The following is a 23,898-nucleotide window of genomic DNA, read 5'->3' as shown; positions in this document are numbered from 1 at the left end:
TTATTTCACTGCCTCTTTTAATTCTTTTCCAGCCTTAAAAGCAGGTGCTTTTGAAGCTGCGATTTGCATTTCTTCACCTGTTTGTGGGTTACGTCCTGTACGTGCAGATCTTTCACGTACTTCAAATGTACCAAAACCAAGAATCTGTACTTTCTCTCCAGTTGCTAGCGCATTTGTTATTGTATCTAATAATGCTTGTGTTGCTGCTGCAGCATCTTTTTGTGTAAGTTCAGCTTTTTCTGCTACTACTTTTGTTAATTCTGTTTTATTCATTTTCTGCACCTCATTATATGTAATTAGGTGACTATTATAACGTGTGTGTATTCATGATGCAATTATACTGTACATAGAGTTATAGCAAGAGCAAGATGACAATGTCTGTGTAAAAGGCATAAGGAGGATATTAATTATCGCTTTAAACTCTGTTCATATTTCTTTACATCTTCCATGGTTTTAAATATTAACACATCAAAAATTCCTTTTTCATTCCCACATACGACAACAAAACCATCTGTTGCTTCCAGAACTCTACCGACGCCACCATCTGTAAGTGAAATATTGGTGAGATGTTTTACGTTCAGTTTTTCTTCTTTTTGAATGTAAGTAGTTATGGGTGTTCCTACAGGAAATGCGTCTGTGATTTCTTTTGTTGTATATGTGCCATCATCTAATGATTGAGTTTTAGCAGTAATAGAATCAGTTTGAGTTGCACATCCTGTTGAACATATTAAAAGAATACCAGTAATCATACTTACACAAGCTGTTTTTACCATTCACAAAATCCTCCTATAACTGTTCGTATCGTCAACCTATTTAAGGTAACAAATTATATATACGAAGTTTGTTGGTTTATGTGAGTCGTAAATCAACAAAGATACAGGTATTTTGCCAGAATGTGTTTCAAACAAAAGAAAAGACACCCAAAGGTGCCTTCCTGCGACTGGCACCAGCGTAATATGGTATTGGGTGCCAACCCGAGTATTATTTTGCCACATTAAGTAATTTTGGTTGTTGAGAAATATAATTCAAATCTATATGTTGTTTACTTTTGCTTCGTTAGATTTTTTGTAGTGGATTCTTCAATCTGTTCAGGTTTAATTTTAATTTCAGGGGTTATTGCTATTTTGCTATCCGGTTGCACATAATAACGGTATTTTTTGCACCAGAACAAAAAAAGTAATTAAATGTAAAAAAGTTAAAAGTCGAAACGTATGTTATTATTATATTGAGAATTATAAATTAAAGGTGGCATCTGGAAGGGAATAGTTAAAAATGAAAACAATAAAGGGGAAGTTATCTTTTAGCATTGATATTATAGGTTGTATCCTTTGCATTATAATGCTTATTATAAGTCTTGTTAATTTTAGAACATGGGTGCATCCTTTTCTATTCTTTATCTGCGGACTAATTTTCTTCATTAATATAGTAAATACCCGTAAGGGAAAAGTGCGTAATTCAAATTAAAACAAAATTGTATCCGTATAACCAAAAAACGCTATTCTTTTTGTAGAAATATAAAGAGAGTATGGAATTTTTTGTGAATTTTTTGTTTCAAGATGAATTCCAATGATTTGCTAAGGGATTATATCAATATTTTCCTCCTTCACTTTTAGAACAGCTTGCTAGAGGGGGAGATTTTGTTTAAAGAAAGGGAGCTTTTGCGATGTTACCTAATTATATAAAAATAGCTCATGAGATAGCCCAAAAAGCCCATGCTGGACAAGTAGATAAAGCAGGTATGGATTATATCAAACACCCTGAGGCAGTTGCTAACTTTGTAAATACGACCGAAGAGAAGGCTACTGCTTATTTGCATGATGTTCTGGAAGATACTGAGATAACTGCTAATGATCTGTTAAGTGCTGGTATACCTCATAACGTAGTTGAGGCAGTGCAGGTACTGACAAAAGAGAAATACACACCTTATTTTGAGTATCTGAGCAGAGTGAAAGAAAATTCTCTTGCTCGTACAGTTAAACTTGCAGACTTAAAACATAATTCTGATCGCTCAAGACTTGCTAGGATAACAGATAAAGACCTAAAACGATTGGAGAAGTACCGCAAAGCGATTCAGTTTTTAGGGAAATAAAAGAAACAGCAACTTCTTAAGTGACAATTTCTTATAATACTAGTTGTTTAAAGAAACTCCTTCTTGCAATGTTTTAAGGCATGTAAGAACAATTCTCTGGTTGTTATAAAATAACAAATAAGAGACGATATTCTAAAGGAGTCTAGAATATCGTCTCTTATTATAAGCCTTAAAACGTTAATTCAGGAATATGTAAATGGTTTTTTAATAAGTTCCAAGTCTCATCTAGAATGGGTTTTGGTGGTATGTAAATAATTGTTCCATCCCGACCTCTTGTTAAAATAACTCTATATGCATTGAGTTTAATTTGGAATGGATCTTCAACACCCCATTGATAGTGTTGCCCCTTCCAAGTCCCATTTTGTAGATATAGATCATCATCCCAATGAACAAGCGTCATATCTAGTTCAAGACCCTGTGTTTGGAATTCAGTTGAGCTGTAGTTGAGCGCTCTACAATAGTATTGGGATTCGGCATAGTTAAAGTATTGAGCGATCTTACTAGGGCGTTCATATCGTTCATCTCTTGGTAGAACAGGGACTTCTTTTTGATGATCAGCGCCACCAGCACAGACAACGCCAACTGTTTTTGTATCATCCTGATAAAGCTGATGTAAAGTGTGTTTGGCTTTGGCTAAATCACGCGTAATAAAAAGTTGATAATGTTCTTTTGGTAGCTTATGAATAAGCTGTTTTGTTTGTTCAAAATTAGCATCTAATAAGGTATTAATAATTTTATAGTATTTTAAAGCTGCATGAGCACGGAAAGATGAGTTTAAATGTAGATGAGAATGTGTTCTATAATGTGCTGCATTTGTGAATATAGAATTAGAATGTTTAGAGTGAACAGTCACGTTTTTTCCAGCGATCGCATGATTCCACAGGGCGAGACCGCCTTCTTCTCCAGAATAGATCTCCTGTCCGTCTCCGATTAAGCCAATTGTTACACTCCACGGTTTATTGTTTGTTGTAACATTCATTATAATATCCGGTTCACTTAAGTTTTGAACTTCTCGATTTCTTCGAGTGAGTGATTGATCGACTTTTTTTGTATCCCATGCTCGTTGGGCCTCATCAAAAATGATTATTTGTTCTTTTGGAATCATTCTCTTTTCGAGAAAATCCATTTTATAGCCATATAGACCTTGTACGAAGGTTCTATTTTTCAACGTATCTTGTAATACGTCTACTAATGGGCCGTTACCAGATAAATAAACTGCATTTTTCATCTCGTGTGCAATGGTCAGACCTAAATATGTTTTACCTGCTCCTGGCTCGCCAGATACCAAAATAAGATGATGGGTATTTGTATGTTGGGCTTCTTCAATAATTGAGCGTACAGTTTGTTGTACTTCTGGGAAATTACTGCTTGATACAGCTTTAATGTCAGGGAGTGGTTCATTATTTAAAATAGAACGAGCAGCTTCTAGCATAGAAGGTGAGGGTTCATAGACACCTTCCATTATTTCCTCTAGCGTTAAAGTTGGTACTTTTGTTTTATTGATTATTCGTTTAAGAATGCTTTCCAATCCATCAACTGTTGAAATGGTTACTTGATAATCTTTTTGGAAAACCCAGCGTTCGCCTTTATAGTTTGTAAGCAGTAAAACACCAATGACTTGTATGTTAGATTGTTGAATAGTCGAGTGATAATGTTCGAGATCACGCATATAAAGAGATGTTTGGATATATTCAGAAGGGGAAACGCTATTATAACTTTTACATTCGAGAACGATTAAATAACCATTAATTAATAAAAGTACATCAGGACGACGACCGCCTCCGCGTAAAATCTCATATTCAAAAATAAGTGATGCATCTAAATCAGAAAATCGATTAAATAAATCTTGTAGTTTATTATAACTATCAATCCATGCTCTCTTTTGAGAATCTATTTTTGGATCATTTGTATTGGTTTTATAGACGTGATCTAGCAGTTGTTTAACAAAAAAGTGTACATCTAATTGCTTAAATTGTTCAATAGTTCCAGCCCAGCCATAGTTCAAGATAAAGGCCTCCTTGATGTGTAGTAGGATATATTCTTATTATAAGGAATAATATAACTAGCTTGGAATGAAAAATATTTAGGTCGTATTTTTCCTAAATTATTGTGTTTCAATCTATAATTAATGAGGCAAGCTTTCAACTAGATACATAAGAAATGCCTAGAAAAAATGCACATTGAGTGTTAGATGTAGTTTAATACTCAATGTGCAATTAATATTGGTTTTAGTAAATTGTAAGTAGAGCTATAAATAAATTTGGTAGTTTTTTTATTATTAATTTATCCAATTTTTTATTTTATCTAGTAAGCTATCCTTATAGCGTTCCCTAAATATAACAGTATTTTTTACGTCTTCTTTTTTTAGAATTCTTGTGTAGTTTTTGTTAGGATTATTTTTGTCTATTTTCTTTAAACGTTGGTGACTATATCCTAATATTTCGAGTTTATTTAGACTTTTTATAAGATATATTTTTGAACCATCATCTTGTTTAATATAAAATGCATCTTTACCTAGTGGATCAGAAAGGTAAGGTATGTATATTTCAAGCACAAGTATTGTACTCACTAAAAGTGAAACTATAATAAAACCTATAATTTCATTAATATCCGATATATTTAACGATCTATCAGATAATATATAGAAATATAATACGGTAATTGGTGTTATGAATACTGTGAAAATAATAATGTGAAGTATTTGGATAAGTAAAATTTTCTCTTGATTGAAAAATAGCTTTTCTATACTAGAAGCCCTAAGTATTGTGCATGTTTTTAGTAATAGTAGACCTGCAGCAACGTAATATGTAATATTTAAATTTTGAAAAATGTTTGTTAAGTCCATATGATGATATTAACTCCTGTTTGATAATATTTATTATTTATTACTTATAGTACACTAGTTATTATAAGTAATAAGTAAGTATTGATTAGCGGGTTTATTAATTATTTAAAAGAAATCCTCCTTCACAAAGTTTGAATTTAATAAACTAAAAATTAAGAAAAATGAATAAAAAATTGGAATGGATTGTTTTTTAAAGGGGTATATATGGATCTACATTGCTGCTTCTTTAATCTATTAATAAGATACTAGTTGAAATAAATAATATATTTTTCTACTACATAACATTATTATATCATATTATTATATCTTGTTATAATGTTATATAATATGAAATGATCTTAGTCTAGAAGTAGAAAGACATTTTTTATTATAAATACTCATCAAAAAATATTGATTATCCTGTTTCTTGGAGTAGTGGATAATTGAAGGCTATAATTTTTATTTATAATAGACTAAGATCGATAAGTAGTTATATTGGCTAAGACACAAGAAAAGTGATTCAAGTCAATCAAAGATTAAGCGGTAGATCTAATCTGTTATAAATTTGGAGGATATGAATTTTTTTATGGTTTTTACCAGTGAATTATGCTTTTGAAAATTAAATGATTTTTTTAAAACTAGCTTTCTTTTTAATAGAAAGCTAGTTTTAAATTCTTTCACTTAAAAAAAATAAATATTATATTTTTTCTTTAAATTTTATATAGGAGAGGAAATAGGCTAAGATAAAGATACTATTAGTAGATTTTTTTATTTCAAAATTAGTTTGAATGAAGGGACAGTTTGCTAAATACACTATGTTGTTCATTTCCCTCTTGGTTCATACTTGCCTGATAAGATGAAAATCCTTTATATGTTTTTCTTTTCCATTGCCATAAGCCATTACTTTGATCGAATTCACCATAGTAATGATTGTAATCAAGCTTGTTTCCTGTGTTTTTATTAAAATTATTGCTAATAAAAATACGGCTATTACTAGCATAAATTTGGTTATTGGTAATTACATTGTTCCGGGTATCGTAATTTAATTCGATTTGGCCACTCTCTTGATCTTTTGTATCATTTTTATAAATCACATTGTTCGTAATTGTGTTATTTTCTGCATATCCTTGCTGACTATCATACCCACCAATTGCAATGCCACTCATGATATTATTGGATATAGTATTCTCTCGAACGGTAATTTGGCTTGCGCTTTTTCCTGCATGTTCGCTGGCTACTTCAATACCAAGGTCGTTTTCATAGCTCTGATTCTGCTCAATGATAATGTCCTTCCCACCATCCACGTAAATACCATCAGCTGAATATTCATTATAACTAGTATTATTGATGGATGAATTATGATGGACAATGTTATTACGAACAATTCCATTCCGTGCTTGATCTAAAGCAGCTACTGGAGATACTCTTTCATGTCCAATCAGAACAATTCCAATATTGTTGTTATCATGTACTTTGTTATTGGTAACTTCAAAGGAATCTACATTCCCATTCACAGCAATTGCTTCACTCAGTCCTAATTTCAAATTTGCTACTTCGTTATTATCGATGAAAATATGATTTGAATTATTTTGTGCACTAGATGAAGTACCGTAGACCGCAATACCATGTGCGTTTCCATCCTGTACATTTGCTTCAATGTGGTGAATATAATTATTTCTAATATCAATGTAACGTCCTGTTCCAGTGATATAAATACCAATAGGGGTTTCGTTAACTTTTGTTGACTTTAAGTTACGAAATTCTAATCCCTTTACTTGAATATAATTTTTGTCTTCTATTGTAAATAATCCATCATCTTCTAATTTGACCTTAGAACCATCGAGAATGACTTTTTCATCCTGGTAATTTTGAAAAGTAATGGGTGCGCCTGAGGCACCAGAACGAGCGACACGAACCTTTTGGTTATAAACTCCGCCTCTTATGTATATTGTACTTCCTTCTTTAGCGACGTTAGCAGCTTTTTGAATGGTAGCGAAAGGTTGATCTAATGTGCCGGGATTGAGGTCATTTCCTGTTGGAGATACATAGTAATTTGTAACAGAAATTCCATTGCTATTGGATTGTGCAAAGGTAGAGGTAGGGAGTGTGAAAATTAACATACTGAAAGAAAGTATAAAGATAAAAAGCGATTTTTTTAATAAGGGAAATATGGTTTGATATTTCATCATGATCCTCCTTCTTTATTAAGCATTCCTTCTCAACTATATAGTTAAAACTGACGATTTATATCTTGTATCAATAAAAAAACAGGAATGTATTGCGGGTTAAGGGACATCAACTCCTATGGTCTATGTCTTCTATCTGAAACTAAATTTTTAATAATTCATGGTTTTTCGTATAAAATCAAATCATATATACGTGTACTTAAAGAAATATGGATATTAAAATCGGTAGACGAGGGAATGAGAGATACTGATACTAATTTTAAGGAGAGTTATTCAAAATATGTTTTCTATTCAATTAAAGTTTCCCTGTGTATCATGTTAACTGTTGTACTAATTTGATTGGTAAGATTAACAGATAATTATTTAAAGTGGGGGTGGTTCAATAAATCTGAAATTAACATTGTTTAATATGAGTGTTAGAAAAAATTTATCAAGTTTTAATATTCGGAAAATCATTTATATAAACAAGTATGTTATGGTAACCTTTAATAAAAGGGGGTAGCGTATATGAATGTTGAAATTATTTCTAAAGAAGAAATCACAAAATTATTAAACGACTGGTATCAAGCTATAATTTCACAAAGTGTATTACAGTCTAATAAAATAAAAGAAGAGATTGCAGATAAAATCAATAATATTAAGGAAGACCAAACAATATTAGTCTACTATGCTTTATTGAATGCACGGTATAATCTGCTAATTCGTGATATGGATAGTTCAAAAGATATTTTGGATAAAATTGAGCCATTACAAGAGTCTACAGAAACATTTTTAGAGTACTATCATCATTTATTTAAAGCAATTTATGCTACTAATACAGCAAACCATAGTGAAGCAAGAATGCAATTTGAAAAAGCTGAAACGTTTTTAGAGTACATGCATGATGAAATTGAAAAAGCTGAATTTAATTATTGGCTTGCAGTCCATTACTATCACGTATTAAAACCAATCCTAGCAGTTCAATTGGCTACAAAGGCGAATGAAGTATTTTCAATTAGTCCAGGGTATGAATTAAAAACTGCAGCATGCTTAAATACTTTAGGGATGGCACACATTCGACTAAATGAATTCGAAAGTGCAGAGGAATATTTACTTTCAGCACTAGGTACCTTCCAAAAATCTCATGACGAAAGTCTTACTAAACGTGTAAAGCACAATTTAGGACTTTTATATGCAAGTCAAAACATGTCAGAGTTAGCAATTAAGCATTTAGAGGAATCACTAGAAAACAACGCTAAAACGATGTTTCTTTTAGCAAGAGAACATTTTAAGTTAGGTCATAATCATAATGCTAATGAATATATTGAGAATGGCTATAAGATTAGTGACTTATGTTATCGTCATCATTTTCAAATTTTAAAAGCAGTCCATAACTATGCACCACAAGAAGAATTAGAAAAGGTGGTCATGGAAGGTATTTCGTATTTTGAAAAAGAAGAATTATATGATTGGGTAAAAGAATATGCTTATCTTTTAGGTAATATATTCTATGGTTCAGAAAATCACGAAAAAGCCAGCAAGTATTTACACATCGCTTTAGATGCAGACAAAAAGAGTATAGAAAGAAGGGCGCTAAAATGAAAAAAGCAATCTTATTAATGATGATGTTATCCGCTGTTTTTACTTTTGGTCTTACTAATGTAAAAGACGTATCACAAAATGAAACTATTGAAGTGTTTATGGATCATGGAGAGCATATTTAATTATCTAAAAAAAGAGGGAGCTGCGAGCACCCTCTTTTTTTATTATGAACATAATAATTTAGAAATAACATAAGTAGCAGTAGGAATGAAAAATATAAGGGATAATGTTCCATAGTACCAAATACAGTCTGATTTACATTCTTAAATACCAAACCATACATTCTTCTTTACACCCAATGCTTTTAAGGGTGGAGTTACGGCTAGAACGATTGAACCGCTTCGATTTACATCACCAACTACTGCTAACTTTGTATGCATAGGGTCTAATCCCATTTTGATGCAACTTACTGAAGCGTAAAAACTTCATAGAAATACACATAAGATGATTTTATTCGTTAGGATTGAATAGTCATACACTGTGATTGTCCCTTCATAATAGAGCGTATGTTCTTTTATGAAGGGGGATTCCTTTTTGACGATCAGCGCCACCAGCACAGACAACGCCAACTGTTTTTGTATCATCCTGATAAAGCTGATGTAAAGTGAGTTTGGCTTTGTTTAAATCGCGTGTAATAAAAAGGTGATAATGTTCTTTCGGTAGATGATGAATCAGTTGTTTTGTTTGTTCAAAATTAGCATCCAATAAAGTATTAATAATTTCATAGTATTTTAAAGCTGCATGAGCGCGGAAAGATGAGTTTAAATGTAGCTGAGAATGAGTTCTATAATGTGCTGCATTTGTAAATAAAGAATTAGGATGTTTAGAGTGAACAGTCACGTTTTTTCCAGCGATCGCAGTATTCCATAGAGCGAGACCGCCTTCCTCACCAGAATAGATCTTTTGTCCTTCACCAATTAAACCAATTGTTACACTCCACGGTTTATTATTTGTTGTAACATTCATTATAATATCCGGTTCGCTTAAGTTTTGAGCTTCTCGATTTCTTCGAGTGAGTGATTGGTCGACTTTTTTTGCATCCCATGCTCGTTGGGCCTCATCAAAAATGATTATTTGTTCTTTTGGAATCATTCTCTTTTCGAGAAAATTCATTTTATTATTTTGATTTGCAATAATCCTAATCAGTTAGTAATTAGAATCAAATAAGAAATATAGAAATAGGGGAAATAATGTGAATTGGAGATTCCTTTCTGAGAGTAGGGAGTCTCTTTGAAAGCGCTACTGCTAATCAAATGATATGTTAATTAGATTTGAATATTGTATGCATCGTCTTTTCTTCAATAAATATTAAGTGATGAACTTCATATGTAGTATATAAGGAAATTATCTCATGGGTTATTTGTAAATATTAGATGGGGAGTATTGGATACCTACATAACCTAGGGATTTAGATGAAATAAATAGATAAATAAATATTTACGATAGCCTTCCTATTTTTCTTAGACTTCTTTTAGTGAATCAAAATTTAAATTCTGTTTACATCTTTTGTACTAGTAGAACTAAATCTAAAAGTATGTACAATTACACCATTTGACTAATGGGTAAACTTTACAAACTCTTATATACTAGTATTGTGTCTAGCCTTTTTAGGTGCAGTACACAGCCGGTGATTGGCTAGTGGATGTTCTTCCATTTTGCCAGTGCCGTTTTTTTGTTGGATAATAGAGAAAATGAAGTTTTTATAAGGAAAGAAGGGGTTGTTTTGAAAGATGTAAGTTCTATCTTTATGAGAGAAAAGATTGCTAGTTCTTATCTTTATTTCTTTTCTTGCTTTGGTTATTATAACTATATTTTTACGTTAAATTAAAATCACTTTTCCTCCAACAATAATAATATTGTTGTTACTATTTATGGGGATTGCAGAGCATTTTCCTGTAAGATTTTGGAGAGGAACTAGCTCGCTTACCTTTCCGATAATTTACGCTATGAGTTGGCAGTTTGGAATCCATATAACTATGTATCTCAATCCTTACTTTTATTTTTCAGATGATAAGATTATAACATACTTTGTTAATCCTTCCTTTTAAAGTGTTATTCGGAATAATTTTCTATCGTAAGAAAGATTTCTTTTTTTAGTAAATAAATTCATTTACAATAATATTAAGATGAATTTAAGGCGACGGGAGGGTCTCTATTGAGTGGTCTAACAGATGCACAGAAAAAGAAGGCGTATAAAGAAATTATGCCAGTACCAATAAATGTTCATGAGGAAACAGGGGGGAGTTTAGGAGAGTTCCTAAGTTTATCAAGTATGGATTTTGGGAGAGGCATGCTAAATCATCAAAAATATTGCCTGTATGAATCATTAGATTCGTTCGAATCCATCGTTAAAACAGAAAAGGTTGAACCTTCAGATATTGATAATATCATTTTAACAACGTCCTTGAAAGCATTTTCTTTATCAAAAAAAGAAGAAAATAAAGGGGACATTTTGTATTCTATTCCTTCATTTTCTTATGGCTTTCCTCTTTTACTTTCTTATCATTTAATATTACAACATGTAGTTGGTAGTCTATCTTCAGAAATTGGAGTTAGATTTAATAAGAATTCTGGAATTCTTATTTTAACAGATAATATTGAATTATTGTCCCACATTTGGAGAACTTCAATCGATAATACCTTTTTGAGGGATTACATTAAGATATACACAGTTGAAGCGGAGAAATTTAAAACGTTTACTTTTAATGAAAATAAGAGTAAAAAGAAAAAAAATAAAATTAATAATAATGATGGGACGCTGCCATGGCTAGCACTTTTCAGAGCGTATAGGCATTCTCTTCCAGAAAATTTAGATATGGAGCCAGATGTTATTGTAATTGATTTATTGCCATTTCGACATAGAGCTAGAGCGATGAATCTAGTAAAATGGGCAAAAAAACATGCTAAGCATGTGATAATAATAGCTCCGGCTCGTGATGAAATCTCATTAAACATTGCGGCGGAGCTCGATAATTGTATCCCAGTAGATATGTATACAATTGAGAGTTTCGAAAACCTTTTTAATATAAATATAGATTCAGTTTCTAATCCAGTCACTGCAGCTTGGAGCATCCAGTCTTCTATTCCTTATCTTAAGCAAGGAGAACGAGAAATAACGATTCAGCAAATTAAAGGATTACGCTCCTTAAATCAAAGTTTTAATCGGGCATTGGCTATTTTTGATAAAAGTTATACCGAATCAGGTAAACAAGTTCTTAGCTTTAAAAAAGTACAGAATGTTCTCTTAAAAATGTTATCAATACCGATTCCTCTGGAATGGTACGAAAGAACAAGATGGTCACAAGGTAAACCAACAATAAAAGAAATATTATTAACAGTTTCTAAAATTCAGAGTGATGGTTATGAAGAAAAAATTATTGTGGATACTTTAATGCCGCATTTGTTAAAAGATGTTATTGAAATTTATGATATTTTATTAGAAATGGGAGACAGCCCTAGGGGAAAAGTAATTAAAGAACTTTTAAATACTTATATGGATAACAAGGATAATATCTTGATAATAGTTTCAGATAAGCTTGTTGCTGAGGAACTTAAAGTATGGCTTCGAGCCACATTAAATGTTACTTTAAATGATCTAATAAAAGTTAATGTGATGACGCAGGAGAACTGGGCAAAAAAACAGTTGAAAGAAATATATTTAGATGAGTTAAATGAACCAGATTTTGTGATTTTGGTTAATCCATGGAATAAAAAGTACCTGAGCTCATCTTATTTTTCAAAAAGGACCGAAGTACATATTATTGAGGGATTTAAGGAATTACCACTTATAAAGTATCAGATTAATAAAATGACAAGTAATTTATATCCACAACGGCTGAACACTACCTTTAGTAATTTTTTTGGGGCTAATATTGATGCTTCTAATAAAAAAGGAACTGTACCATTAGTGAAAATCAATTTTAATAATCATATAATTAACTTTGCAGATACTAGAGTTATATCTGATATATCTAACAAAACGGAAATTGATTATTTATTTAAAGATGATGTTCTAATTAAAATTTTAACAGAGGAAAATGATTTCGATGAAGAGTGGGGACTAAATTCCAATATTGCTGATAAATCATATCTTGACAATCTATTTGTTGATAATTTTTCAGATACTTATTTTACATGTGTTAAGGTTTCGGTATCAATAGGTTTAAAACAGGATAAGGATAACGATAACTATGTATTTATCCCTAATGATTCTACAGTGAAAGTTAAGAAATTTAATGAGCCGGATGTTAAAACTATTAACCCATTAGAAATGAAATCGGGTGATATTTGGGTTAGGATAAAAAAACAACAGAGAAAAGAACTTTTTAATACTATCCTTAGTATGTCATCTAATGCGTTAATCATGAAATGGATAGAAGCGAATGCAAATGAATGGAAAGATATGTTAAACTTATTGTGGCATAAATTTCATCATGGTAGCACGTATAAATCTGAATCATACGAAAAAATTTTAAATGCCATTAATAACAATGGCGGGAAAATTATTTCCCCATTAACAATTTCTAACTGGATTAATGGAGATGTTTCCCTTGTTCGAGATTATGCTAATGTTAGAGCTATAGCTAGGGTCTTAGGAGAGAAACAATATGAAGATAGAGTTCAGTCAATTTATAAAGCAATGAGGGAACTTTGGGGTATTCATATTAAATTAGGAAAAGCTTTGGGTAAAATTGTTACGGAGCAAGCTACAGGATTAGTAGAAGGATATGAGTTGGATGAATCACGATGGATAGATTTAGGAAAAGGAATGCGTATTTCAATGAAAGATGTCTTGGATATACTGGAATTTTCTGAAATTAAACGTCTGGATATAAATCAGGAATATTTGGTTCATCCAAGTATAGTAGAAAAAATTATTTCAGGCGAAACAAAGAATTTGTTTATTGAAAGGGGATTGGTTAGATATGGCGAAACGGCAGAGGATCAGTAAACAGCAGAATACTAATAACGAGATTAAGTTTGTTGAACATATGGAGCAAATTTTAAAAGATGGTTTACGAGGAAATAAAGAAAAAATCGTAATTGGTGAAGAGCCTATTCGACGCTTTTTTTCAGGTGTTTTGTTTCCAGATATTGAATTTATGAATCAGGTAAATGAAGAAGACGAGGAAAATGATCCGCAGCCTCAGTTTAAGAGTTTGGCGAAAAATTGTAATATGGGGCTGGAGTTTTTAGTAGACCCGAATAAAGTAAATGTAAGGGGAACAATTTCAGGGAAATTCAATTTGTATCCAAGGTTTTTCCCTACTTTCCTAGAACAGAGCAAGTCATTTGAATACTTAATTAATAGTGAAAGTGAAGATAATCCCCAATCAAAAATATTGGATGACATAAATAAGGTCGAGGCAGAAAATATTAAAATTAGTTCTAATGACACTAAAAGGACAAATGAACAAAATAAAGGGCTTAAATTGTTAGAAAAATATGAACAAACGGAAGTTTGTTTTAATGATTTACCTTTTGAAATAGATTTTAATGAATTAGAACAACAGAATATCCCATTAAAAGAGATTTTGAAAGAAGAAATAACGCAGCTTTTAGATAGGGAAGATTTATTTTCTGTATATTCGAATGTTATAGAAAAAACGGGTGCTGTACCACTCCTTAAAAAACCAGAAACAGAAGAAGAATTTAAAGATATGCTGGAGGGAATAAAGGAATCGAATACTAATATAGCTAATTGGGATGCAAATTTAGTTATTGATCCAGTTTATTATAAGGACAAATTAGGAAATAATTTATTGAAAATTAATATAAGTTTATTAAATGATACGAAGGTTCCAGATATAACAATAGGAGAAAAAACAACAGGTCATCCAACACAATTTTTTGATTGTTTTTTCGAAGTTAAAATTCAGCAAGGAAAACACATTCCATTTTATTTTGATGGAGCTATCGATGATTACAAGTATGACAAAAGATATAATGTCAAAGGTATTAATTGTGTAGGTATTTATAAAGAGAATGATACGGATAGTGAATTAACTTTATCAACAGAAACTATTCCATCTTACTTTCAAGAACATTATAGAACACGGGAAGATTTATCGGTTGCTTTTGAAGATCTTACAACACCAAAATTAGTGGATAGAACGCTTTCAAATGTAGTGTTAGAAATGAAAAATTATTTAAGAAAGTGGAAAGATTTTATTGATTACAAAGGTGATGAAGAGAAGCAACTAATAACTGAAGAGGAAATTAGCAGTTGTACCAAAGATATGAAGGAATTCGAAGAGGAAATCGATTCGTTTGAATTAGGAATATATGCACTAAAGATGGATTCAAGGCTGATGACTGCCTTTAATATAATGAATAAGGTGTTTATGGAATCAGGGAAAGGAAAATATACTTCTTGGCGTTTATTCCAAATCATATTCATAGTAAGAATTTTGCCAAGTTTATATGCTCGAGAAATGCCTGAAACTGATAGTAAAAAAGAGGAAATTGCTACATCTGCAAAATATGCAGATGTATTATGGTTCCCAACTGGTGGAGGTAAAACAGAGGCATATCTTGGATTGGTAGTTACAGCGTTATTTTATGACCGATTAAGAGGGAAAAAGCGAGGATGTAGCTCTTGGATTAGATTTCCGCTCCGCATGTTATCCAAGAACCAACTAGATCGTCTTGCTAAGATGTTAATATATGCAGAGGAATATAGACAAAAAAGTGATGAGATTCCTTCGAAGGGAAAACCATTTTCAATAGGATTTTTTGCAGGGGGAAGTAATACCGACAACTTTGTAAAAGATAATATGAGAAAGAAGTATTTCGAAAATGAGATAAGTAAAAAAAGGAAAATGTTGTTACATAAATGTCCTAGGTGTGACAAAAACCTAAAACTTGAATTCAATGAGTCTTTATGGAGATTTGAACATCAATGTACTAACCAAGAGTGTTTTGTTGTAAAAAGTAAAGAACTAAATGGTGTTGTACCAATATATATTACTGATTCAGAGGTTTATAGATTTGTTCCAAGTGTGTTATGCGGAACCGTTGATAAGTTAGCTATTATGGGGAGATATAGAGAATTTTCACATATTTTTGGACAGATTGGTGGGACATGCAATAAGCATGGGTTCTATTCTGATAGGTGTATCGTTGGAGCATACGATGAATATCTATCTTGTAGTGAAAAAGTAAAAAATACGGCTAAACATAAGGGTGATTTATTAAAGAAAAAAGATAGCTTTTATGATCCAGTGCCATCTCTATTTATTCAAGATGAGCTGCACTTATTAAAAGAAGAATTAGGGGCATTAAATGGTCATTATGAGGGAGCATTAAATGAATTCGCTAGGTCATTTGGAAGAAAACCGGATCATTTACCTAAAATTATTGCTGCAACTGCTACAATTGAATCGTATGAACATCATATTAACCATTTATATTTACGTGCACCTAGGAAGTATCCATCCATGGGATTTAAAAAAGGTGAATCTTTTTATGCTACAAGTACACCAACTGTTAAAAGACGTTTATATTTGGGGATTTTGCCACATTCACGTTCTCAAGAAGAAGTAATTGGAAGATCGGTTTACTTATATCAAAAAGAAATTAGAAATTTACATTATAAATCTAGTTATATTTTTAAAGAATTCGGGTTTGAAGGAATTGATTGTGAAGAGGATTTTTTAGAATTACTATCAAAATATGATTTGTCTACAGTTTATGTAAATCAAAAGGCTATGGGATTAGACATTGCAAGACGTATGGAAGAAATAAAAGATCCAGAATTTAGTATACAGACGGAAATGCTGACGGGCGATAATGACATGGATAAAATTATTGATGTTATTGATAAAATTGAGTCTCAAGGTGGAAGAGTAGAATATAAGAATAAGCTACAGTTGTTAATTGCTACCAGCCTTATTAGCCATGGAGTAGATTTAGAAAGAATAAACAGCTTTTTTATGGCAGGTATGCCTTCAAAACAAGCTGAATATATACAGGCATCAAGTCGTTCTGCTAGATCGCATGCAGGATTAGTATTAGTAAGCTTTCGAGCGAATGACCTGCGAGAAAGATCACAGTATCAATTTTTTATTCAAAATCACACTTTTATGGATCGTTTAGTAGATCCAGTCCCAATCAATCGTTTATCTTTAAAAGCAATAGAGAGAACTTTGCCAGGATTGTTATCGAGTTTATTATTAAACGTACATTCTCAAAAACAAAATAAAACTATTTATAATTGTGGTTTGTTTCAGCAGTATATTGCAGATAGGGTTACAAGTGGAGACTCGGTTAGTAAAGAAATCATTGAGCAGTTGGAGAGAATATATGGTGCAGGATATGAATATTTTTCACTAACAGCTCGAGAACGGGTTAAAGAAACAATTGAACGAATATATAGAGAAAAAGAGCATCTTTTAAATACAAGTTCAAAAACTTTAAAATTTAAGGATGAACAAGTGTTAAATCCCATTTCAAGTTTTCGAGATATAGAAGAAGGGCTTACAATACAGTCTTGTAGAGAAACAGATGTTATTTTAAGGTATGCACTCCCTCTTAGCGAAAGGATTGGTAAGTAATTATGGTTAAGAATTTTAAAAGGGGTAGAAGTCAAGTTCTATTTCGTTTTCTTCCTGGAGCAGTTTTTATGGAGAAGAAGAAGTGGTATCAAGTAACAGATATAGAATTAAATAAATTAAATGAGAAGACAGGTCACCTTCTTGAGGAAGTTAGAAAGTATGTTAGCGATTGGAAGGTGAATTCAGGGTTAAATACCAATTTATATCCTGAACAGGATGAACTATATTTTTTTGGTGAAATCGATCAGGTTGAATTTTCACTTTTTCCATTAGTTTTTCATTGTAACAATCGTTCTTGTGAAAATGTACATTATTATTTTAATCTTGAAGATTTGTCTAAAAAAAATCCAGAATTAAAATGTCAATTTTGTAGAAATGATGTTATAAAGCAATACCCTTATGCTCTTGTGCATCTGAATGGAGACCTTCAGTCTATTAATGTTAAAGCTAATAAAGGTGCTAAAACTTGGCATGAAAAATATGATGGAATTCGAATGCGTGATACGAGGCGTTTTACTACTGCAACTTGGTATAACTATAAAAAACATATATCACTAGGTGAACTGGGAACTAAGCATACTAACCTCCCTTTAACTGGAGAAATGCTACAAAGTAACAAGCGATTTTTGGGAGGAACGCACCTGTCAGAAGGTGATATTCATTATCCAGCATTAAAATCAATGGTTAATTTAGAACAACAGGTATTAATAGAAAGAAAAGAACATGAAAGTTTTGCACATATCCAAATGGCAGCTTTATTACAAGTAGATTCAATCAATACAGCAAATTATTCGCAAAATTTCGAGGTTGAAAAAAACAATAGTACGCTGCAAATATTATTAAATTCTGCAAAGAATGAAGAAGAAAGAAGAATAATATTAAATACAATTAAAAGTAGTGACTTGGGTTCGCAATTTTCAGGTAAGGATATTAAGGAAGAAGTAGAAAAGGTATTTGAACAGAATTTTCCTATTGAAATGGTTGATGAAGACAGGTTATTACATGAATTTTTATTTTCATGGTATGAAAATGAAGGACAAACTATTGAGGATAAGTTAGAAGAATCTAAAGCGAATGGTGACTTAGTACAAGAAACTGCTTATTTAAGAGCAAAAAATGAGATTAAAAATCTTGGTTTAGAAACAGTAGCATTGTTGGAGAAGTTTCCTGTTATTACTATGGGGATAGGATATACTCGTAAATCATTTGATAGAAATCGATCCATTTTAAATCCATTCCGGAAGCAGATAAATAATAAGCGATATACAGTAATTCCAGTTTTGAAAAATGATAATGAAGCTATTATTTTTAAACTAGATCCATTAAGAATTTTAAGATGGTTAGAAATAAATCAATTGATAAGCCTTGATAGTAGATTTCCGAGTGATAAGAGAGAAGCACATGCGATATTATATAAATATTTACGTCTTGCCAAAATGGATAAGGAAAATATAGTAATGCTCAATCCAGAAGATTACACTGAGAATCAAAGGGTTTTAGCATCAATTATGACATATCAATTGGTGCATACAATGTTACATATGCTATTACATGCTGGCAAGTCAATTATAGGATTAGACGTAGATAGTATGTCAGAGTATATATTTCCATCAGCTTTGGCTGGCACAATTTATGTTTCTAAATTACAAGGTGGAGGCATGGGTGCTCTTATTGCTGCATTTGAAAATGACCTTGAAAGATGGCTTAGAAATACTTATGAAAAGTCTCAGACGTGCTTATATGACCCAATTTGTAAAGGGCAGCATGGTGCTTGTCATGCTTGTTCATACTTGAAATTTTCATGTCAGCACTTTAATCGTGGTCTAAGCAGAAATTTGTTAACAGGTGGTTATGTTGGAGAAATACCCGTAATTGGTTATTTTTCTAAAGAATTAGACGAGGTAATGGAGAAGGGGAAAGTAAATTTTGATAAGGCTTATAAATTTAACTAAAAAAAACAAGTTAGATTGTTCATTAATTAAATGGGCTGGAATTTTCCGTTATTTACAGTGTATTCAACCAAATGGCTTTACCTTAAAAGAATGGATAAGCTTAAATAAACAACATATAGATGAAGGTATTGTACATACCCTTTTTAGAATATTGGAAGATATGGAATTAATAAAGGAAAGTCAAAAAAAATATATTGTCATTAATGATATTCAGTTGCAAAGAATATTTGAATTAGCTGAAATGGTAGGACATTTTGATTATGCTTCGTTAGAAACTGCGAATGAACAACTATTGTGGACTAATCCACATGGTATTGTTATCCCGAAGGGAATTTCGAAACATTTCGAATACCTAAATACATGGATCCAAAATTTAATACAAACAGCAAATAAAAGAATAATATTTTTTTCACCATACTATTCAGTTGGTGGTATACAACAATTAATGATAAGCCTAAAGGCGCTCAGTGGAAATAAAAGTGGTATTACTATAGATTGGATAGTAAATGATTTTGATTTAGATATGAATAGAAAAGCTTTTGAATATTTATTAGAACAGTTTTTATACGAAAATATTCAGATGAGAATATTTGAACCTTTAGAAAAACAAGAGAAAAAATTATGGCTCCATGCTAAGTTATTATTAGTAGATCAAGAAAAAGGCTATATGGGATCAGCGAATTTTAGTGAACGGGCATTGCAAGCACAATTTGAGTTGGGAGTTCCACTGAGTGAACAACAAACTAAGGCATTGGTCCAACTTATTGATTTTTGGATAGTAAGTGGTCAATTTAGCGAAAAAATACTAGTGTGAAGCTTAAAAATATGATAAGTAGTCGCTTTAAGATGATGGAATTTTTTAATGCAGATACTAACTAATATGGTTTTATATTGTGATAATTTTATAATGGGAAAAGAGTACATCGGGAACAATCCTTATGTACTCTTTTCTATAGATATGTCGTGTATTTTAAAAATTTCATGTAACAATTAATTGAATATAAGATATTAAATCTATGCTTTTCAGAAAGAAATGTATGCATATTGCAGTCCTAAATAAATGTGTAATATTTTTATTCTTGCATGTTCTTTGTCGATACCAAAGATTTTCGAATTCACAGGCTAAACACCATTTGAAAGAAATATTGCGTTTATACCAAATGGTTCAAGGGTATATATATATCCTCAAAAAATTTGGGTGTATTTTATCTGAAAATTACAATTAATAAAGGCGCTATGAGTAAATTTATGTCTAAACTTATATATTTTTAAAGATTATTGGAGTATATATTATATAGTGAAATAATGATAGAATTTTAATATACAAAAACAAAGGGGAAGGTGGTGACAGCTAAAATGGATAAGTTTAATAAAGCGTTGGATGAAGCGATTTCAGCGTGGAGTAATTTAAGTGACGAGTGGGAAAAAATTGAGTTAACACATTCAGACAAGCTGGCAGAAAAGTATCCGTTCAATAAAGATTTTAGAGAAGTATTAATGGATATGATGGATTGGAAAGAGAGTTTGAAAAAATAAAGGACTTTCTTTTGGAAGTCCTTTATTTTTTCAATGAATTTAATTATACAATGTATAAATTTCGAGTAATAGTTTGGAAATATATTTTGCAGGAGGAAATAAAAGGCCCATACATATTAAAGAAGTAGAAGTGATGAAAGGTCTTACTAAAAGAATATTCATTTGTCAGAAGAATGAACAGAAGACCACAGATTAAAGTAATGCTTAAGATGTTGAAAGAGATTAATAAATATATAATTCATATTCAGTTGATATGGATAGCTACCGCAGTGCCCTCCTTTTTTACTAATACGAGAAAAGGAACATTTTTTATACTCTGTATTATAAAGTAATATATATCATATTAAGGATAATAAACAGCCTTTATCAAGGGCATGCATATCCCATAAATTTTGATTTAAAGTATCAGTTTCATTAATATTAGCACATCTCCTTATTGGAGCATATTTTATAATTGTATTTTTTTTGATATAATTAATTGCAAAAAAGAGCAGAAAACTTTTTTCCTACTCTTCTGTGCTAGTCATAATAAATGTATTATAATAAAGTATTTTCTCTTAAATCAACAAACTCGCCATTTAGAATTCTTTGATGTAATTCTTTAGCCTCCTCCAGATCTTGAGCAAATCTGAAAACAGATGCAGCAACAAACTCCCTATCTAAATCACAGCTTATCCATTTTCTATCTAAATTTTCTGCTGTCTCACCTGTAGTATTAGATCCTGCAAAGATGTCTAATACAGTATCATCAGGTTCAGTAAGAAATTTAATAAAAAACTCAGGAAGTTTAGCTGGAAACCTAGCAGGATGTCCTTTTACTCCTGCAAATTTACAATACTTTAAATATTTTGAGTTGCTTTCTGAGTTAGGAATCTGTAATAAGTTTGAAGGTATTGCCCCTCCATTATCCTTATTAAATCCCCCTGATATATTATGACCTGAGGGTCTTTCTTTTGGGTCATAATATTTTTTACCATCTTTAAGTAGCTTTTGCATTCTATCAGAATAAGGTACTAATACATTTCTTACATCAGCTTTAGGAAACTCTGTTTTAGAAAACCACCAAACGGTATTTACTGAATCCTTAGCTCTAATTTTTCTTTTATTAACCCACTCGATAGGAGATGGTAACTTTGATGAGTTATACCAAAAAAATTCCTCAGCTAAATGAAATCCTAACTCTTCTACAAACTTAATCAAAACTTTGTAATTATAAAGATTTCTAACAGGAACTCCTTTTTGATAAGCTCCACCTAAATCTAGAACAAAACTACCATCCTCAGTAAGTTTATCCTTTACTTTCCTTGCAAACCCTGTAAGCCATTCAATATAAGCATCTCCATTAAGATTGCCGTAGCTTTTTTGTCTGAGTAAATCAAAAGGTGGAGATGTCATAACAAGGCTAATAGAGTTGTTATCTAGGCTGTCTAACAGGTCTAAAGAGTTACCCTGATAGGCCATTCCTTTTCTTGTTTGATAAGCTAATTCCAATTGTAACACTCCTATATTAGTTTCCACATCCTGCTATTTCACACTATAGTGTGCAGATTGTCTATCCTAATTATAATATAATTTTTCTTATAGTGAAACCCTGTTATATAAAATGATTTAATTAAGAAATTGAGGCAAAATATATGGATTATGAAAACATCTATACTAAAGACCTACAAAAACTAGGAGAAAAGATTAGAGCAATGAGAGAACAAAAGGGTTACTCTCAGGAAACTCTGGGTTTTAAAGCAGGTCTCCACAGAAATTATATCAGTAGTTTAGAATTAGCTCAAAAAAATCCGACTTATACAACATTGATTAAACTTGCAAGAGCTTTAGAAGTTAGAGTACAGGAGCTAATACCTGAGGAGAAAAAAATATGACACTAAAGATTAAAGAGGATGTTAAATATTTATTAGATTTGGCTGATGCATTACAAAAAGAGGCAACAAAAGAGAATATTATTAGTGTATTTGATGATGGAGGATTTAGAGAGTTACTATTAACAAAGATATTTGGACTTAAAAAGATGGCAGGAAGACACGGAGATGATGGTCTAGATGAGGAGACAGGTAATCAGTATGAGCTTAAAACTGTAAACCTTATTGATACCAAAGGAGAGCTTAGATTTAGACCTGGCATTACAACCTGTCATCATGTTAATGATGAGATTATTAAGAGGTACAGGGCTGTATCGGGATTTTTAGTAGGTATATTTTATATTAATGACCCTGTTAGAATATATGAAGTTCCTACAAAAGCATTGGAGCCATATTTTACAATGTGGGAAAACAGACTCAAAACTGAGAAAAGATTAGAACATATAAATAATCCTAAGATTAGTTTTGTTGATATTATTAATAACGGTATCCTGCATTATCATGATAAACAATATGATGAATATTTTAAAATACTAGATGAACACAAACCAATCAAAAAGGCTAGAAAAATTCAATTAGATCAAAAACTTAAAATGGTTAGAACTTCAGATTTAATGAGTAAGAATATAGAGCCGGTTAAAGAAGTAGAGCAATTAAGCCTTCTGGATAATTAAACCAGAAAGGCTTTTTTGTATAAATATATAAATAAGAAGTGAAAAATAGCTCTTTTTAATATCAACTAAATGCTCTTTGATTATCTTTATTAAATTAGAAAAAGAAACATTGAGACTTATAACAAATCAATGTTTCTTTCCCTTCCAGTTTATTTTAAATATAAGAAGTCACTAATAAATTTTAAATGAAATTCTTAATTAAATAAAATGATGTTGCTGATTATTATTCCTTTTATATAAAAGAACTATCCATAACCAAGAAAATTCCATATATTGAATGTACAGTATGTAGTTGAAATGATTCGCTGATAGGTTACTTAGTTGAAAGAGAAAAAAGATAAGAAAACTAGGAATTGTTTTTGTATTGTGGACATTGGTATTAATCGACTAACAGGTAAAAGAAAGTAAAATAAGGAAGAGGAATTACTATCAAAAAGAAGAAAATGCTTTAACAAAGCTACTTTTATAAGTTCATGTTGAGACATATATAATCTAGTAAATTCATTAATGGTGAAAATCTTAAAAGTTGGCTTAATACGAAAAAGTATAATGTTTATATTCAAACAGAGAATTTACTAAAAGGCTATTCGAACAGACATAGTATCCTATTTTTAGGTAATGTGAAATTAT

15 protein-coding genes and 4 pseudogenes are annotated in these 23,898 nt (G+C 31.2%); 11 read left to right on the top strand and 8 right to left on the bottom strand.

Translation table 11 applies throughout. From position 1 onward, the window contains the following. Together NST27_RS28060 and NST27_RS28055 are read right to left on the bottom strand one after the other, a co-directional pair. Nucleotides 1–273: an HU family DNA-binding protein gene (locus NST27_RS28060; RefSeq protein WP_001043943.1), complete on the bottom strand. Its 273-nt coding sequence runs from the start codon at nt 271–273 to the stop codon at nt 1–3. Between the two features lie 134 nt (nt 274–407). Then, complete coding sequence (locus NST27_RS28055; RefSeq protein ID WP_047387860.1) at nt 408–773, bottom strand: hypothetical protein; 366 nt, start codon at nt 771–773, stop codon at nt 408–410. Between the two features lie 890 nt (nt 774–1,663). On the opposite strand from NST27_RS28055, the gene NST27_RS28050 reads away from it, so the two are divergent. Next, the gene (locus tag NST27_RS28050; protein ID WP_000937352.1) at nt 1,664–2,089 is read left to right on the top strand and encodes an HD domain-containing protein; all 426 of its coding nucleotides are present in this window, start codon (nt 1,664–1,666) and stop codon (nt 2,087–2,089) included. 169 nt (nt 2,090–2,258) lie between these two features. On the opposite strand, the gene NST27_RS28045 is transcribed toward NST27_RS28050, so the two are convergent. The 3 genes and pseudogenes from NST27_RS28045 to NST27_RS28035 all read right to left on the bottom strand — a co-directional run bounded on the left by NST27_RS28045 (nt 2,259) and on the right by NST27_RS28035 (nt 7,099). Then, complete coding sequence (locus tag NST27_RS28045) at nt 2,259–4,094, bottom strand: DNA/RNA helicase domain-containing protein (RefSeq protein ID WP_061661750.1); 1,836 nt, start codon at nt 4,092–4,094, stop codon at nt 2,259–2,261. Nucleotides 4,095–4,367: 273 nt separating this feature from the next. Next, nucleotides 4,368–4,934, bottom strand: coding sequence for a hypothetical protein (locus NST27_RS28040; protein WP_047387856.1), 567 nt, complete (start codon nt 4,932–4,934; stop codon nt 4,368–4,370). A gap of 747 nt (nt 4,935–5,681) precedes the next feature. Then, a pseudogene (locus tag NST27_RS28035) lies at nt 5,682–7,099 on the bottom strand (right-handed parallel beta-helix repeat-containing protein). A 507-nt stretch (nt 7,100–7,606) separates the two neighbouring features. Between NST27_RS28035 and NST27_RS28030 the strand changes: the two are divergent. After that, nucleotides 7,607–8,680: a Rap family tetratricopeptide repeat protein gene (locus NST27_RS28030; protein ID WP_047387853.1), complete on the top strand. Its 1,074-nt coding sequence runs from the start codon at nt 7,607–7,609 to the stop codon at nt 8,678–8,680. Beyond that, nucleotides 8,677–8,802, top strand: coding sequence for a hypothetical protein (locus NST27_RS28025; RefSeq protein ID WP_000709205.1), 126 nt, complete (start codon nt 8,677–8,679; stop codon nt 8,800–8,802). Before NST27_RS28030 ends, NST27_RS28025 begins: the two co-directional genes overlap by 4 nt. A gap of 162 nt (nt 8,803–8,964) precedes the next feature. Here the strand turns inward: NST27_RS28025 and NST27_RS28020 are convergent. Together NST27_RS28020 and NST27_RS28015 are read right to left on the bottom strand one after the other, a co-directional pair. After that, a pseudogene (locus NST27_RS28020) lies at nt 8,965–9,159 on the bottom strand (DNA repair protein); the annotation flags it as partial. Nucleotides 9,160–9,190: 31 nt separating this feature from the next. Then, nucleotides 9,191–9,796 (bottom strand): annotated as a pseudogene (locus NST27_RS28015) (DNA/RNA helicase domain-containing protein); the annotation flags it as partial. Between the two features lie 607 nt (nt 9,797–10,403). On the opposite strand from NST27_RS28015, the pseudogene NST27_RS28010 reads away from it, so the two are divergent. The 6 genes and pseudogenes from NST27_RS28010 to NST27_RS27985 all read left to right on the top strand — a co-directional run. Further along, a pseudogene (locus NST27_RS28010) lies at nt 10,404–10,659 on the top strand (GAF domain-containing sensor histidine kinase); the annotation flags it as partial. Nucleotides 10,660–10,835: 176 nt separating this feature from the next. Then, nucleotides 10,836–13,631: a DrmE family protein gene (locus tag NST27_RS28005; RefSeq protein WP_047387835.1), complete on the top strand. Its 2,796-nt coding sequence runs from the start codon at nt 10,836–10,838 to the stop codon at nt 13,629–13,631. Continuing rightward, complete coding sequence (locus tag NST27_RS28000) at nt 13,606–17,235, top strand: helicase-related protein (RefSeq protein WP_047387832.1); 3,630 nt, start codon at nt 13,606–13,608, stop codon at nt 17,233–17,235. The genes NST27_RS28005 and NST27_RS28000 overlap by 26 nt, the downstream gene beginning before the upstream one ends. A 68-nt stretch (nt 17,236–17,303) precedes the next feature. Then, nucleotides 17,304–19,187: a hypothetical protein gene (locus NST27_RS27995; protein WP_047387864.1), complete on the top strand. Its 1,884-nt coding sequence runs from the start codon at nt 17,304–17,306 to the stop codon at nt 19,185–19,187. Continuing rightward, complete coding sequence (locus NST27_RS27990) at nt 19,162–20,001, top strand: phospholipase D-like domain-containing protein (RefSeq protein ID WP_047387830.1); 840 nt, start codon at nt 19,162–19,164, stop codon at nt 19,999–20,001. The genes NST27_RS27995 and NST27_RS27990 overlap by 26 nt, the downstream gene beginning before the upstream one ends. Nucleotides 20,002–20,543: 542 nt before the next feature. Further along, complete coding sequence (locus tag NST27_RS27985) at nt 20,544–20,723, top strand: hypothetical protein (protein WP_016078331.1); 180 nt, start codon at nt 20,544–20,546, stop codon at nt 20,721–20,723. 537 nt (nt 20,724–21,260) lie between these two features. Here NST27_RS27985 and NST27_RS27980 read toward each other — a convergent pair. After that, nucleotides 21,261–22,223, bottom strand: a complete 963-nt coding sequence (locus tag NST27_RS27980) for a DNA-methyltransferase (RefSeq protein ID WP_233276727.1) — start codon at nt 22,221–22,223, stop codon at nt 21,261–21,263. Nucleotides 22,224–22,357: 134 nt separating this feature from the next. Between NST27_RS27980 and NST27_RS27975 the strand changes: the two genes are divergently transcribed. Together NST27_RS27975 and NST27_RS27970 are read left to right on the top strand one after the other, a co-directional pair. Further along, nucleotides 22,358–22,597 carry a helix-turn-helix domain-containing protein gene (locus NST27_RS27975; protein ID WP_016078333.1) on the top strand — a complete coding sequence of 80 codons (240 nt, stop codon included), beginning with the start codon at nt 22,358–22,360 and terminating at the stop codon, nt 22,595–22,597. Continuing rightward, nucleotides 22,594–23,268 carry a hypothetical protein gene (locus NST27_RS27970; protein WP_047387825.1) on the top strand — a complete coding sequence of 225 codons (675 nt, stop codon included), beginning with the start codon at nt 22,594–22,596 and terminating at the stop codon, nt 23,266–23,268. The genes NST27_RS27975 and NST27_RS27970 overlap by 4 nt, the downstream gene beginning before the upstream one ends. Nucleotides 23,269–23,898: the final 630 nt, after the last annotated feature.

The sequence above is a fragment of the Bacillus sp. FSL W8-0770 genome, from assembly GCF_038008705.1.
In the GTDB taxonomy this organism is placed as follows: Bacteria; Bacillota; Bacilli; order Bacillales; family Bacillaceae_G; genus Bacillus_A; species Bacillus_A cereus.
Note: the sequence above shows the minus strand (reverse complement) of the source record. Positions and strands in the feature narration are given on the sequence as shown.

What these genes read in the sequence shown, in the direction of transcription:
- NST27_RS28060 (WP_001043943.1), bottom strand. Translation starts at nt 273, where the DNA reads ATGAATAAAACAGAATTAACAAAAGTAGTAGCAGAAAAAGCTGAACTT.
- NST27_RS28055 (WP_047387860.1), bottom strand. Translation starts at nt 773, where the DNA reads ATGGTAAAAACAGCTTGTGTAAGTATGATTACTGGTATTCTTTTAATA.
- NST27_RS28050 (WP_000937352.1), top strand. Translation starts at nt 1,664, where the DNA reads ATGTTACCTAATTATATAAAAATAGCTCATGAGATAGCCCAAAAAGCC.
- NST27_RS28040 (WP_047387856.1), bottom strand. Translation starts at nt 4,934, where the DNA reads ATGGACTTAACAAACATTTTTCAAAATTTAAATATTACATATTACGTT.
- NST27_RS28030 (WP_047387853.1), top strand. Translation starts at nt 7,607, where the DNA reads ATGAATGTTGAAATTATTTCTAAAGAAGAAATCACAAAATTATTAAAC.
- NST27_RS28025 (WP_000709205.1), top strand. Translation starts at nt 8,677, where the DNA reads ATGAAAAAAGCAATCTTATTAATGATGATGTTATCCGCTGTTTTTACT.
- NST27_RS28000 (WP_047387832.1), top strand. Translation starts at nt 13,606, where the DNA reads ATGGCGAAACGGCAGAGGATCAGTAAACAGCAGAATACTAATAACGAG.
- NST27_RS27995 (WP_047387864.1), top strand. Translation starts at nt 17,304, where the DNA reads ATGGAGAAGAAGAAGTGGTATCAAGTAACAGATATAGAATTAAATAAA.
- NST27_RS27985 (WP_016078331.1), top strand. Translation starts at nt 20,544, where the DNA reads ATGGATAAGTTTAATAAAGCGTTGGATGAAGCGATTTCAGCGTGGAGT.
- NST27_RS27975 (WP_016078333.1), top strand. Translation starts at nt 22,358, where the DNA reads ATGGATTATGAAAACATCTATACTAAAGACCTACAAAAACTAGGAGAA.
- NST27_RS27970 (WP_047387825.1), top strand. Translation starts at nt 22,594, where the DNA reads ATGACACTAAAGATTAAAGAGGATGTTAAATATTTATTAGATTTGGCT.